Origin of the sequence: Micromonospora sp. NPDC005197 (genome assembly GCF_040608295.1) — a bacterium.
Classification (GTDB): domain Bacteria; phylum Actinomycetota; class Actinomycetes; order Mycobacteriales; family Micromonosporaceae; genus Micromonospora.
Map to the genome: position 1 here is coordinate 1 of NZ_JBEXHY010000129.1, position 14,061 is coordinate 14,061.

General features: G+C 73.1%; 11 protein-coding genes and 1 pseudogene. 7 read left to right on the forward strand and 5 right to left on the reverse strand.

What is annotated here, in order from left to right:
• Positions 1-78: pseudogene (locus ABZU46_RS26900) on the forward strand (MarC family protein); the annotation flags it as partial.
• 89 nt (positions 79-167) lie between these two features.
• Here ABZU46_RS26900 and ctaD read toward each other — a convergent pair.
• The 5 genes from ctaD to ABZU46_RS26925 all read right to left on the reverse strand — a co-directional run bounded on the left by ctaD (position 168) and on the right by ABZU46_RS26925 (position 5,860).
• Complete coding sequence (gene ctaD, locus ABZU46_RS26905) at positions 168-2,159, reverse strand: cytochrome c oxidase subunit I (protein WP_354862106.1); 1,992 nt, start codon at positions 2,157-2,159, stop codon at positions 168-170.
• A 125-nt stretch (positions 2,160-2,284) separates the two neighbouring features.
• A complete protein-coding gene (locus tag ABZU46_RS26910; protein WP_354862108.1) occupies positions 2,285-3,013 on the reverse strand; it encodes an STAS domain-containing protein in 729 nt (242 codons plus the stop codon).
• A 112-nt stretch (positions 3,014-3,125) separates the two neighbouring features.
• Positions 3,126-3,572 (reverse strand): DUF4383 domain-containing protein, encoded by a 447-nt coding sequence (locus ABZU46_RS26915; protein WP_354862119.1) that lies wholly within the window; start codon positions 3,570-3,572, stop codon positions 3,126-3,128.
• A gap of 100 nt (positions 3,573-3,672) precedes the next feature.
• Positions 3,673-4,830, reverse strand: coding sequence for a glycosyltransferase (locus ABZU46_RS26920; RefSeq protein ID WP_354862110.1), 1,158 nt, complete (start codon positions 4,828-4,830; stop codon positions 3,673-3,675).
• Between the two features lie 46 nt (positions 4,831-4,876).
• Positions 4,877-5,860, reverse strand: coding sequence for a glucosyl-3-phosphoglycerate synthase (locus ABZU46_RS26925; protein WP_354862121.1), 984 nt, complete (start codon positions 5,858-5,860; stop codon positions 4,877-4,879).
• 222 nt (positions 5,861-6,082) lie between these two features.
• Here ABZU46_RS26925 and ABZU46_RS26930 point away from each other — a divergent pair, with 222 nt between their 5' ends.
• From ABZU46_RS26930 to ABZU46_RS26955, 6 genes are all read left to right on the forward strand, one after another.
• Entirely contained in the window at positions 6,083-7,093 is a 1,011-nt protein-coding gene (locus ABZU46_RS26930; protein ID WP_354862111.1) for a Gfo/Idh/MocA family oxidoreductase, read from the forward strand.
• Positions 7,086-8,174: a zinc-binding alcohol dehydrogenase gene (locus ABZU46_RS26935; protein ID WP_354862113.1), complete on the forward strand. Its 1,089-nt coding sequence runs from the start codon at positions 7,086-7,088 to the stop codon at positions 8,172-8,174. Before ABZU46_RS26930 ends, ABZU46_RS26935 begins: the two co-directional genes overlap by 8 nt.
• Positions 8,175-8,223: 49 nt before the next feature.
• Positions 8,224-10,002 (forward strand): ABC transporter ATP-binding protein, encoded by a 1,779-nt coding sequence (locus ABZU46_RS26940; RefSeq protein WP_354862115.1) that lies wholly within the window; start codon positions 8,224-8,226, stop codon positions 10,000-10,002.
• A gap of 88 nt (positions 10,003-10,090) precedes the next feature.
• A complete protein-coding gene (gene secA2, locus ABZU46_RS26945) occupies positions 10,091-12,382 on the forward strand; it encodes an accessory Sec system translocase SecA2 (protein ID WP_354862116.1) in 2,292 nt (763 codons plus the stop codon).
• Positions 12,383-12,560: 178 nt separating this feature from the next.
• On the forward strand, positions 12,561-13,301 hold the full coding sequence (locus ABZU46_RS26950; RefSeq protein WP_354862123.1) for a GAF and ANTAR domain-containing protein: 741 nt from the start codon (positions 12,561-12,563) through the stop codon (positions 13,299-13,301).
• A gap of 219 nt (positions 13,302-13,520) precedes the next feature.
• Positions 13,521-14,012 (forward strand): DUF2231 domain-containing protein, encoded by a 492-nt coding sequence (locus tag ABZU46_RS26955; protein WP_354862118.1) that lies wholly within the window; start codon positions 13,521-13,523, stop codon positions 14,010-14,012.
• Positions 14,013-14,061 lie beyond the last annotated feature (49 nt).

Genomic DNA, 14,061 nt, shown 5'->3' on the forward strand with positions numbered 1-14,061 from the left:
ATCGTGATCTTCGCGGTGGCCGGGCAGACCCTGCTCGACTACCTGCACGTCGACCTGCCCGCGTTGCAGGCCGCCGGGCTGGCACCCGCCCGGGACTGACCGGCGCGTACGCACACGACGAGGGGCCCACACCGCGGTGGTGTGGGCCCCTCGCGGCGTACCGACTCTCAGCGGTCCTCGGTCTCGCCGTCGCTGTGCGGGTGCCGCCAGCGTTCGTGCGGCTTCGGCGCGTCCTCGGCGTCCTGCGGCGCGTCGCTCTGCTCGAAGCTCGGCCGGCGTACGCCCTCGGGCTCCGGCACGTCCACCGGACGGGCGCCGGACTCGGGCGCCGGCCGGTAGCTGGCCGCATCCCGGGCGCCGTGCGCGCCCTCGGGGGCGGGCGACTCCGGCGCGTGGTGCTCCAGGTGTATCTCGTCGCCGAAGTGCTGCGGCGGCTTCGTGGTGCGCTGCGGCAGGTCCCGGCCCAGGTCGGCGACGAGCGGACCGTACTTGAGGTCGAAGGCCGGCCGCTCGGAGCGGATCCGGGGCATCTTGTCGAAGTTGCGCAGTGGTGGCGGGCAGGTGGTCGCCCACTCCAGCGAGTTGCCGAAGCCCCACGGGTCGTCCACCGTGACCACCGCCCCGTACCGCCAGGACTTCCAGGCGTTGTAGATGAAGAAGAGGGTGGAGAGGCCGAGGATGAACGCGAAGATGCTGGAGATCGTGTTCAGCGTGGTGAAGCCGTCGGTGGGCAGGTAGTCGGCGTACCGGCGGGGCATGCCCTCGGCGCCCAGCCAGTGGTGCACCAGGAAGGTGCCGTGGAAGCCGATGAACATCGTCCAGAAGTGCGCCTTGCCGAGCCGCTCGTCGAGCAGCCGCCCGGTCATCTTCGGCCACCAGAAGTAGTAACCGCCGAAGAGCGCGAAGACCACCGTGCCGAACACGACGTAGTGGAAGTGCGCCACCACGAAGTAGGTGTCGTGGGTGTGGAAGTCGGCCGGCGGGCTGGCCAGCAGCACCCCGGTGAGGCCACCGAGCAGGAAGGTGACCAGGAAGCCGATGGCGAACAGCATCGGCGTCTCGAAGGTGAGTTGCCCCTTCCACATGGTGCCGATCCAGTTGAAGAACTTCACTCCGGTGGGCACCGCGATCAGGTAGCTCAGGATGCTGAAGAACGGCAGCAGCACCTGGCCGGTGGCGAACATGTGGTGCGCCCAGACCGTCATGGACAGCACGGTGATGGCGATGGTGGCCAGCACGATTCCGGTGTAACCGAACAGCGGCTTGCGGGCGAACACCGGAATGATCTCGGTGATGATGCCGAAGAACGGCAACGCGATGATGTACACCTCGGGATGACCGAAGAACCAGAACAGGTGCTGCCAGAGCATCGGTCCACCGGTGGCCGGGTCGTACACGTGCGCGTTGATCAGCCGGTCGGCCGCGAGCGCCAGCAGCGCGGCGGCCAGCAGCGGGAACACCAGGATCACCAGCACGCTGGTGAACAGCATGTTCCAGGTGAAGATCGGCATCCGGAACATGGTCATGCCGGGCGCGCGCAGGGTCAGGATCGTGGTGATCAGGTTGACCGCGCCGAGGATGGTGCCCAGGCCGGAGACCACCAGGCCGAGCACCCACATGTTCGCGCCCACCCCGGGGCTGTGGTCCACGTCGCTGAGCGGGCTGTACGCCGTCCAGCCGAAGTCCGCCGAGCCGCCCGGCGTGAGAAACCCGCCGATCACCATGAGCCCGCCGAACAGGTACAGCCAGTAGGCCAGCGCGTTGAGCCTGGGGAACGACACGTCCGGCGCGCCGATCTGGATCGGCACGATGAAGTTGCCGAACCCGAAGGCCGCGGGTGTGGCGAACAGCAGCAGCATCACCGCGCCGTGCGAGGTGAAGAGCTGGTTGTACTGCTCGGAGGAGAGGAACTGCAGACCCGGTCGGGCCAGCTCGGCGCGCATCAGCATCGCCTGCAGACCGGCCACCAGGAAGAACCCGAAGGAGGTCAGCAGATACAGCAGACCGATCTGCTTGTGATCCGTGGTGGCGAGGAATTTGATCAACGAGTTGCCGGGGACCGGCGCCCGCAGGGCTCCGGGGAAGCCCCCGAAGCGGGCCGGTGCCAGGATCGCCGGGCCCCGATCGCGACCGGGTTCCGTGGTTACCCGCTTGGGCATGGCTGCTCACCCCGTCGTGACGGCAGAAAGGACGGGCGTGCCTACCCGACCCTCCCACCATGTAACCAGGCTGAAGCGGTAATTTCGGTCAGATCGCCGGTACCGGTCGAAGCCGCCCGATGCGGTCAGGCCGCCGGCAGCATCGCCCAGACAGCCTTGCCCTGACCCGCCGGTACGCTGCCCCACCGCTGCGCCAGCTCGCGGACCAGCAGCAGCCCTCGGCCACCCTCGGCCCGCAGATCCGGATCGGCGGGCTGGGCGGCGGCCCGGCTGCCGTCCACCACGGCCAGGTGCAGGTACGGCCGGCGCAGTGTCACCGTCACCTGCATGGGGGTGCCCGCGTGCCGGACCACGTTGCCGACCAGCTCGCTGAGCACCAGCGCGGCCGGGCCCGCCGCGCCGGGCAGGTTCCACCGGGCGCACGCGTCGCCGACCAGCTCCCGGGCCCGCCGGCAGGCCCCGGCCACCGGCTCCAGCCGGGCCCGCATCCGCAGCGCGCCGGCCGCGCCGGCCACCCGGGTCGCCTCCGCGCAGTCCCGTGACACTGGCACCACCCGGCACGTCGTCGACTCGGCGAGCCAGCGGGCGGCGGCCGGAGGCGGCGCGCACAGCACCACCGGCACGGCCGGCCACTCCTCGGCCCGCCGGGCCGTCGCCGCGAACACCGACAGCGCCAGCCGGTCCCGCACGGTCACCCCCGCGAGGTCGACCACCAGCGCCTCCGGCTGGGCGGCCAGCGCCCCGTCCAGCGCCTGGTGCACCGCCCGCATCGTGCCCAGATCGAGGGCGCCGGTGAGCTGGACGACCGCCACCGGTGCGGTCTCGCGCACCTCGCAGGTGATCCGGCTGGGCATCGGCGGGCCCTCGATTCGCTGGTCGGGTCGGGATCTGCCCACTACCCGAGGCCCTGCGGCACCAAACCGGACCGGCCGCTCCCGGGACGCAGCTCACGCCCGGACCCGCAGGTCAGCGGCGTGCCCGTCCGGTCAGCAGACCCAGCGCGATCAGGCCCAGACCGAGGCCGAGGTGCAGCCAGCCGTCCGCGGCGTTGACCGGCAGGACGTTCGCGCCGGTGTCGTGATCCACCGCCAGGCCGTAGAGCCAGAGCACCAGGTAGACGGCGCCGCCGCCGATGAGGAACGTCCGGGCGCCGCTGACCGTCCGCGCCAGCGCCAGGCCGGCCACCCCGAACAGCAAATGGACGAGGTTGTGCAGCACCGACACCTGGAAGGCGCCGAACAGGAACGCGCCCGAGCCGTGCCCGGCGAACCGCAGATTGTCCGTGCCGCTGGTGATTCCCGGGACGAAGCCGAGCACGCCGACCAGCAGGAAGAGCACGGACGCGGCGCTCGCCGCCCGGCGTACCGGCGGCTTGCCGTCGGCCGGGTTGGCCCGGGCCCGGGAGTGCGCCATCGGTCCGACCATCACCGGCTCCTCGCTGCGCGACGGGCGTGAGCGGTGCGACTACCCGTTGCCGCCGACGGCTAACGCGCCGGCGGCGACGGGTGCGCGCTCAGGCCGGTTGCAGGCGGGGCGCGGTCGCCAGCTCGCGGACCCGCTGGTACAGCTCGACGTAGCGCTGGGCCATCACCGCGGGCGTGAACCGCTGCGCGGCCACCCGCCGGCACTCGTCCGGGTCGAGTAGGTCGGCGGCCAGCACGAGGTCGTCCAGCTCGTCCTCGTCGGCGGTGAGCAGGCCGGTGCGGCCGTGCTCGATCAACTCTGGCAGGCAGCCCCGGGCGGTGGCCACCACCGGCGTGCCCAGGGCCAGCGACTCGACCACAGCCGTGCCGCCCGGCTCCTCCCACCGCAGCGGGAACAGCGACGCGCGGGCGCTGGCCAGCAGGTCGTCACGCTCCTGGCCGGCCACGGTGCCGACCCAGCGCACCAGGTCACCGTCGACGTGCGGCGCCACCTCGTCGAGGAAGAACCGCACGTCCGGGTTCTGCCGGGCGTCGTCGCCGGCCGAGGCCAGCTCCGCCGGGCGATGGTACGGGCCGACGGGGCCGGCAAGCACCAGCGGGACACCGATCCGCTGCGCGAGCCGCGCGCCCACGTCCTGCCCCTTGCCCGGGTTGATCCGACCGAGGATGAGCAGGTGCTCGCCCTTCTCCGGGCGGGGCCGGCGGTCGGCGTCCACGGCGAGCGGCGTGGACAGGTGCACGTGACCCACCGAGTGCTCGCGCAGCGCCAGCGGCGCCCGGGCCAGCTGCGACGCCGAGACGCCGTTGACACGGACCCGGTCGCCGCCGTCCAGGCTGCCGTACAGCGCGGGGTGCTTGGCCAGGTCCCAGTGCAGGGTGTGCAGGGTCGGCGGCCCGGCCGGCCCCATCGCCGCGAGGGTGGCCAGCCCGACCGCCTCCACGTGGTCGTGCACCAGGTCGATGTCGTCGCGGGAGTGCAGCTCGCGGACCACCCCGGCCAGGTGTGCCTGGGCGATCCCGCAGACCTGGTTGTACGGCCGTTGCAGCGCCGCGAACTGCCCGTCGGGAAAGACCGACACCTTCTCGTCCACCGGCAGGCTGCTGCTGTCCACCGAGGCGAGCACCACCCGCACGCCGAGTCGCCGCAGCTCCGGCACCAGGGTGGCGATCACGTTCTCGATGCCGCCGTAGCCGGGCGGGGGCACCGACAGCCACGGGCCGGCGTTCATCAGCACGGTGAGGCTCATCGGCCACCCTCCCGCACCGCGGCCGTGTGCGGCCGTGCCTCGGCGCTCACGCCGCGGCCACCCGTCGGCGGGGAACCCGATGGCGCAGCTCGGCCAGCGGTGGCCGCTCCTCGATCGACACGTCGCTGACCACGATCTCCCGGTCGAGGTTCGGCAGCGTGTCCGACCCGCCCCGGCGGAACTGCGTGAGCAGCGACTCCGGCATCATGCCGGGGATGGCCCAGCCGCGTCGTTGCAGCCGGGACCAGGCGGTCAGCATGATCTGCGCGGACATCCGGCCGAGCGCCGCCGTGTCCTGGTGGCGGTGCTTGCGCTCGCCCAGGTCGACCTGCGCCAACGCGTCCAGGCCGACCAGGTCCAGCAGGTCGATCATCATCGCCGTCTCCACGCCGTACCCGGAGACGAACGGCACCTGGGCCAGCACCTCGCGGCGACCGGCGTACTCGCCTGCGAGCGGCTGCACGAAACCGGCCAGTTCGGGCCAGAAGAGGTTGAGCAGCGGTCGGGCCATCAGCTCGGTCACCCGGCCGCCGCCGTCCTGCTCCACGCTGGCGGCGCCCACCAGGGGCCGGTGATAGAAGCCCTTCACGAAGTCCACCGACGGGTCGGTCAGCAGCGGCCCCAGCAGACCGCTGACGAAGTGCGGGCGGAACTCCCGCAGGTCGGCGTCGATGAACGCCACCACGTCGCCCTCGGCGGCGGCCAGCCCGGCCCAGAGCGCGTCGCCCTTGCCGGTGAGCCGGGGCAGGCCCCGGGTCATCGCGTCCTGGCTGACGACCTCCGCGCCAGCGGCGCGGGCCACCTGCGCGGTGCGGTCGGTCGACCGTGAATCCACCACGATCAGTTCATCGACGAGAGCGACCCGATCCATCAGGTGTTCCCGGATGGTCGACACGATCGCGCCGACCGTCGCCTCCTCGTTACGTGCCGGCAGCACCACGCTGACCCGGCTCTCTCCCTTGGCGCGCAGCAGCCGGCGTGCCGGCCAGTCCGCCGCCGAGGTGGTCCGGTACGTGGCCCACGCCTCCACCACCGGTGACACGGTCGTATCCCGCACGGGCACCCCTCCGTTCGTGCGTGGAACAAGCGGAGTCTGTAGTTCCCACTCGCCGCCACGTGCTAACCGTTCCCAGGGCAACAGCTTGATCACAACGGTTACATCCGCGCGTTCCCGGGGGATGAACGTTTGATTGCGCACATCCCAGGGGACTGCTCCCATCGAAGTCGAAACGTTCTCGAAAGAGGTTGTCGAATGGGTGGATGCCGGGTGGGTCTCGTGGGGGCCGGCGGGGTGGCACAACGCCATGCGCGGGTGCTGTCCGGGTTCGACGACGTCGAACTGATCGGGGTGACCGACGTGGTGCCCGAGGCGGCGTCCGAGCTGGCCGCGCGGCACGGCGGGCAGACCTTCCGCGACGTCGCCGAGCTGCTGGCCGCCGGCCCGGACGCGGTGTACGTCTGCGTGCCGCCCTTCGCGCACGGCCCGGCCGAGGAGGCGGCGATCGACGCCGGGGTGCCGATGTTCGTGGAGAAGCCCGTCGCCGTCGACCTGGTCACCGCCGAGCGCGTCGCCGACCTCGTCGCCCGGCGTGGGCTGCGCACCGCCGTCGGGCACCACTGGCGCTACCTGAGCGTGCTCGACCAGGCCCGCGAGCTGCTCGCCGACCGCCCGGTGCGGATGGTCAGCGGCGCCTGGCTGGACAAGGTGCCGCCGGTCGCCTGGTGGGCGCGCCGGGACCGCTCCGGGGGCCCGGTGGTCGAGCAGGCCGCCCACGTGCTGGACCTGATCCGGGTGCTGGCCGGCGAGGTCACCGAGGTCACCGCGTACGGCAACGGCACGCCACCGCCGGTCGACGGCGCCGACATCGACTCGGTGACCACCGCCACGCTGCGCTTCGCCAACGGCGCCGTCGGCACGCTCAGCGCGGCCTGCGTGCTGGGCTGGAAGCACCGGGCGGGGCTGGAGATCCTCGCCGACGGGCTGGCCCTGGCGCTGACCGAGGACGGTCTGCTGATCCGCGACGCCGACGGCGAGCGACACGTTCCCGCCGATCCGGAGGCCGCCCGGGTGGCGGTGGACCGCGCCTTCGTCGACGCGGTACGCGGCGTCGGCGACGACGTCCGCGTCCCGTACGCCGAAGCGCTGAAGACCCAGCGACTGGCCCTCGCGGTGGCCGAATCGGCCCGTACCGGTCAGACGGTGCGGCTCGTCACGCCCGCCGCGCCGGTCGCGCTGTCCAGCGGGGTGACCGTCGATGCGTGATCGGGTGGTCACGGTCACCGCCCCCGGTCGGGTGGAGCTCGTCGAGCAGGAGGCCGCGGCGCTGCGCCCCGGCACCTTCCGCGTCGACACGCTGTTCAGCGGCGTCTCCGCCGGCACCGAGCTGAGCTACGTCAAGGGCACGAACCCCTATGTGAACGTCACCTGGAACGCCGACCTGGGGCTCTTCCAGCCCGGCGAGGCCAGCACCCCGTACCCGGTCACCCGACTGGGGTACATGCAGGTCGGCCGGGTGGTGGAGAGCGCCACGCCGGCCGTGGCGGTGGGCACGGTCGGCGCGATGACCTACGGGCACCGCACCGGCTGGCTGGCCGACCCGGTCGCCGAGCGGTTCGTCGGCCTGCCCGACGACCTGGACCCGCTGCTCGGCGTCTACGTCGCGCACATGGGCCCGATCTGCGCGAACGGTCTGCTGCACGCCGCCGCCGACCTGCACGGCGCGGACGTCCGCTCGCTCGGCGACGGCGTACGCGGCCGGCGGGTCGCCGTGGTCGGCGCCGGCGTGGTGGGTCTGCTGACCGCCCTGCTGGCCCGGCGACACGGCGCCGCCTCGGTGGTGGTGCTCGACCCCACCCCGCGCCGCCGCGAGGTCGCCGAGGCGCTCGGCCTGGAGACCCTCGACCCGGACGCGGACGACCCGGCGGTGGTGCTCAAGACCCGGTGGGCCCACGCCGCCGGCGACCGGGGCGCCGACGTCGTGTTCCAGTGCCGGGGGCAGGGGTGGGCGTTGCAGCTCGCGCTGCGGTCGCTGCGCCCGCAGGGCACCGTGATCGACCTGGCCTTCTACCAGGGCGGCGCGGACGCGGTCCGCCTCGGTGAGGAGTTCCACCACAACGGGCTGGCGCTGCGCTGCGCCCAGATCGGGCGGGTGCCGCGCGGGCTCGCGCCCACCTGGGACCGGGAACGGCTCTCCGCCGAGACCATCGACCTGCTGCGGGCCTACGGGGACGCGATCCGCAAGCACCTCGTCTCGGCGGTGGTGCCGTTCGACGAGGCGCCCACCCTGCTCACCGACCTGGCCGAGCGCCGCCGCCAGGAGTTGCAGGTGGTCCTGGCCGCGTGACCCACCGGAGCGCGTCCGCGGGGTGACACCGCGGGTTACCGTTCCCGCCATGAGCACCCTGAAGGACCGGCCGGTCGGCGACGCTCCCGCGAGCCGACCGGTCGGCCTGTCCGCGCTGCTGCCGTACCTGCGGGAGCACCGCGGCACCCTCGTCGCGGTGGGAGCGCTGTCGCTGCTCGGCTCGGCGGCGTCGCTGGCCCAGCCGCTGCTCACCCGGTCGGTGCTCGACCGGATCGGCGCCGAGCACCCGGTGTCCGCCCTGGTGGCGGTGCTGGTGGCGCTCGTGGTGCTCGGCGCGGCGATCGGCGGGCTGCGCGACTACCTGTTGCAACGCACCGCCGAGGGGCTGGTGCTGAGCACCCGGCGACGGCTCGCCGGTCACCTGCTGCGGCTGCCCATCGCCGAGTACGACCAGCGGCGCACCGGCGACCTGCTCTCCCGGGTGGGCTCGGACACCACCCTGCTGCGGGCGGTCGTCACCTCCGGGCTGTTCGAGACGGTCACCGGGGCGGTGATGGTGCTCGGCGCCGGCACCGCGATGGTGCTGCTCGACCCGCTGCTGTTCGGCGTCACCCTGCTCGGGGTGGCGCTGGGGCTCGGCTTCGCCGCCACCTTCGCCCGCCGGGTCCGGGCGTTGGCCCGCCTCGCCCAGGAGCGCATCGGCGAGATGACCTCGGCGGTGGAGCGGGCCATCTCGGCGGCCCGGACCATCCGGGCCAGCCGCGCCGAGCGCCGGGAGGCGGAGACCGTCACCGGCAGCGCCCACCAGGCGTACGCGGCGGGGCTGCGGGTGGCCCGGGTGCAGGCGCTGATCGGCCCGATCGGCTCGGTCACCGTGCAGGGAGCGTTCCTGCTGGTGCTGGGGATCGGCGGGGCGCGGGTCGCCGCCGGGGCGATCTCCGTCGGCGAACTGGTCGCCTTCGTCATGTACCTGTTCCTCCTGGCGCTGCCGCTGGGCCAGGTGCTGCGCGCGTACACCCAGTTGCAGTCCGGTCTGGGCGCGTTGCAGCGGATCGAGGAGATCCTGGCCGTGCCGGCGGAGGGCGCGGCGGACCGGCCGACGGCCGGGACCGCCACGACGACCCCCCGCCGGCCCGCCCCGATGATCGAGTTCGACCGGGTCGGGTTCGGCTACCCGGGCGGCACGCCGGTGCTGCACGACGTCAGCTTCGCGGTGCCGACCGGCACCCGTACCGCCCTGGTCGGCCCCTCGGGCGCCGGCAAGTCGACGCTGCTGGCCCTGGTCGAGCGCTTCTACGAGGTGAGCGCCGGCGCCGTCCGCGTCGACGGGGTCGATGTGCGGGAGCTGCCCCGCGACGCGCTGCGCGCCCGACTCGGGTACGTGGAGCAGGAGGCCCCCGTGCTCGCCGGCACGCTGCGCGAGAACCTGCTGATCACCGCGCCCGACGCGACGGACGACCGGCTGCGCGAGGTCCTCGACGAGGTCAACCTGAGCCACCTCGTCCAGCGCACCCCGCAGGGCCTGGACGTGCAGGTGGGGGAGGGCGGGGTGCTGCTCTCCGGGGGTGAGCGGCAGCGGCTGGCCATCGGACGGGCGCTGCTGGCCGGCCCCCCGGTGCTGCTGCTCGACGAGCCGACCAGCAACCTCGACGCGCGCAACGAGGCCGCGCTGCGCCGGGCCATCGACGCGGTGGCCGCCCGCCGGACACTGCTGATCGTGGCGCATCGACTCGCCACCGTGGTGGACGCCGACCAGATCGTCGTGCTCGACGGCGGCCGGGTGGTGGCGGTGGGCACCCACGCCGAGCTGACCGCCACCGACCCGCTCTACCGGGAGCTGGCCACCCACCAACTGCTGGTCGCCTGATCCGGCGGCGACGCGGAATCGACATGCCGGCGGATACCCGACCGGCCGGGCCGCGCAAGGCGGCTGGAATCGCGTACCGTTGCCGCTCATGGGTGTGTCGCAACGGTTCAAGAGCAAGTTCCGGCGGTTCCTCCAGCGCCCGGGATCAACCGTGGATCTTGCTCCGCTGGAGAAGCTGCTGCCGGCGATCGAGGCGCGCGAGGATGACCTCGCCGCGCTGGACGACGCCGAGCTGACCGAGGCCGCCGGCGTCGCCGCCGGCTACGAGGAGATCTGCGCCGTCGGCCGCGAGGCCGCCCGCCGGGGCCTCGACCAGCGACCGTACGACGTACAGCTGCTCGGCGCGATGGCGCTGCTCTCCGGCAAGGTCGCCGAGATGGCCACCGGTGAGGGCAAGACGCTGACCGCCGCCATCGCCGCGTACGGGCACGTCCGACTCGGCAACGGGCCGGTGCACGTGCTCACCGTCAACGACTACCTGGCCCGCCGCGACGCCCAGTGGATGGAACCCATCTACACGCTGCTCGGCCTGACCGTCGGCTGGGTCAACGAGGCGTCCACGCCGCAGGAGCGGCGCGACGCCTACAGCTGCGACGTCACCTATGTCTCGGTCAGCGAGGCGGGCTTCGACTACCTGCGCGACCAGTTGGTCACCGACGTGGCCGACCGGGTGCAGCCCGCGCTGGCCACCGCGATCATCGACGAGGCCGACTCGATCATGATCGACGAGGCCCGGGTGCCGATGGTCCTGGCCGGCGCGGTGCCGGGCGAGCAGGACCCGGTGCACGCCGCCGCCGCGCTGGTGCGCGGCCTGCGCAAGGGCCGGCACTACACGGTCGCCGAGGACGGGCGCAGCGTCGCCTTCACCTCCGCCGGCCTGGCCGCCGTCGAGGCCAAGCTCGGCATCGACCTGTACGACGAGGAGCACGTCGAGCAGCTCTCCGCGGTCCACGTGGCGCTGCACGCCCAGGCCCTGCTGCACCGTGACGTGGACTACATCGTCCGGGACGGCTCGGTCGAGCTGATCGACGAGATGCGCGGCCGGGTGGCCCAGCGTCGCCGCTGGCCCGACGGGCTCCAGGCGGCGGTCGAGGCCAAGGAGGGCCTGGACGCCACCGCCGAGGGCGAGGTGCTGGGCACCATCGCCGTGCAGGCGTTCATCGCGCTCTACCCGAAGGTGTGCGGCATGACCGCCACCGCGGTGCTGGTCGGCGACCAGTTGCGGGAGTTCTTCGGCCTGGAGGTCGCGGTGATCCCGCCGAACACCCCGTGTGTCCGCGAGGACGAGCCCGACCGGATCTACGCGACCCGCGCCGAGAAGGACGAGGCGCTGATCGACGAGATTCAGCGCTGGCACGCCAAGGGGCGTCCGGTGCTGGTCGGCACGCTCGACGTCAAGGAGTCCGAGGGGCTGGCCGCCGGGCTCAACGCGGCCGGCGTGTCCTGCGTGGTGCTGAACGCCAAGAACGACGACGAGGAAGCGGCGATCATCGCCGAGGCCGGCGCGTACGGCGCGGTGACCGTCTCCACCCAGATGGCCGGCCGGGGCGTCGACATCCGGCTCGGCGGCAGCGACCAGGCCGACCAGGAGCGGGTGGCCGAGCTGGGTGGCCTGTACGTGATCGGCAGCGGCCGGCACGACAGCCGTCGCGTCGACGACCAGCTGCGGGGCCGCGCCGGCCGGCAGGGCGACCCGGGTGGCTCGGTCTTCTTCGTCAGCCTGGAGGACGACCTGGTCGTCCGGCACGCCGCCGACGCGGTGCCGCCGTCGCCGCGGATGAACGCCGACGGCCTCGTCACCGACGAGCAGGTCGACTACGCGGTCGAGCACGCCCAGCGGGTCGCCGAGGGCGTCAACCACGAGATCCACCGCAACACCTGGCGCTACAGCGTGGTGATCGAGCAGCAGCGCATTGCCCTCGCCGCCCGCCGGGAGCGGCTGCTGACCAGCGACGTGGCCGCGCTGATGCTGCTGGACAAGGTGCCCGAGAAGGCCGGCGAGATGGACGAGGACCTGCTCGCCCGGGTGGCCCGCTCGATCGCGCTCTTTCACCTGGACCGGCTCTGGGCCGAGCACCTGGCCGAGCTGTCGGAGGTCCGCGAGGGCGTGCACCTGCGCGCGCTGGGCCGGCTCGACCCGCTGGACGAGTTCCACCGCGCGGCGGTGCCGGCGTTCAACAACCTCGTCCCGGAGATCGAGGCCCGCACCATCGCCACGTTCACCGAGACCGAATTCGATGAGGATTGGGAGCCCGAGGACGGCACCCTGATCCGGCCGACCGCCACCTGGACGTACCTGGTGCACGACAACCCGTTCGGCTCGGAGCTCGACCGGCTGATCGCCTCGATCGGGCGGCGGCTCAGCGGCGCCTCGCGCTGACCCGACCTTCGGGGCCTCTGCCACACCTCCGGGTATGGCAGAGGCCCCTCCTTACGCCGTTTCGATCCCGGTTTGCGAGGGTAGTAGGGCGGGTCGGTCAACTCGGAAGAGAGCAGACGATGGCACCTGTGACGACGTTGGCGGGATGCACGCGAGGGCGTACGAGGGCAGTGGAACGGTGAACCTGGACACGCGGGAACCGGTGGTCGAGCGACTCGGTGTGCTGGAGACCGCCGCGCTGTTGCGGGAGCTGACCGCCGGCCTGATCGGGTTGACCGATTTCGACGAGGCGCTGCTGGCGCTGGTCCGGGTCACCCGCGACGCGGTGGCCGGGGTGCGCTGGTGCGGTTTCACCGCGCTGCGGGCCGGCGAGCCGGCCGGCGTGGCCGCCTCCGACGAGCGGCTGGCCGGCCTCGACGACCTGCGCCACGGGCCCGACTCGCCGGCGATGAGCGCGATCCGGCGTCGCGAGATGATCCTCGCGGTGGACCTGGCCGGCGAGTCACGCTGGCCGGCCTGGACGCCCCGCGCCCGCGACCTCGGCGTCCGTGGGGTCATCTCCGCCCCGCTGGACATCGACGACCAGGTCATCGGGGCGATCAACCTGTACGCTGCCGCGCCCGACGTCCTCACCCCGCAGCACCAGTTGACCGCGATGCTGCTCGCCGAACACGCCGGCCTGCTGCTGGCCGCCGTCCGGGACCGGAGCCGCCAGCAGGCGCTCGTCGGTGAGCGGGACGCCTCGCTCCTGCACGACGGTGTCATCGGGCAGGCCATCGGTGTGATCATGACGCAGCGCGGCTGCCCGGCGGCCGAGGCCCTCGACGTGCTGCGCACCGCCGCCTCGTCCCTGGACATCCCGCTGCGCGAGGTGGCCGAACGCCTCATCCGGACGGTGTCCCGCCCCCGCGAGACCTGACCTGACCTGCCCGCCGCGCGCCGCCGTGGCGGTGTGGCCGGCTCGGTCGCCGGGAGGTCGGGGCGTCCGAGCCGTGGTGACGGCGCGGTTTCCCGCGAGGATCAGGCCGGGCGTGCCCGTTCTCCCGGTCGGCGGCGAGTTGGGCGGCGTCGTTTCGGGCGACGAGGGGTCGGGTAGCACTCTGGTACTGGTGAGCTGCGCCGACCCTGGGGAGGAACGATGCAGAGCCGGCTGCGGGTGCAGGGGCATCCCATCCAACCGATGCTTGTGACGTTCCCGCTGGGGCTCTTCGTCAGCGCCGCCGTCTTCGACCTCACCGACGTCCTCGGCGGGCCGGCCTTCCTCGGTGAGGTCGGCTACTGGACCGGTGTCGCCGCCCTGTTCGCCGCCGCGATGACGGCGGTCGCGGGCATGGTCGACCTGTGGGACGTGCCGGTCGACGGCACCCGCCGCACCGCCATCGCCTTCAACCTGGTGAACGCGGCCATGGCGGGCCTGTTCCTGGTCACCTGCCTGGTGCGCGCCCACTCGCCGGACCGGGGCGCGACGGTCGCGATCCTGGCCACCGAGCTGGTCGCGCTGACCGCCGGTGGGATGGGTGTGCACCTGGGCGCCCGGCTCATGCGCCAGTTCGACGCGGGCCGGGCCGAGACCGGCGGCCTGGACACCCTCGCCGGTGGCACCGTCGAGGTCGCCCGCCCCCGCCCGTGACCGACCCGGCGCACGCGCCGGCAGAATCGGCGGCCCGGCGCACGCGCCG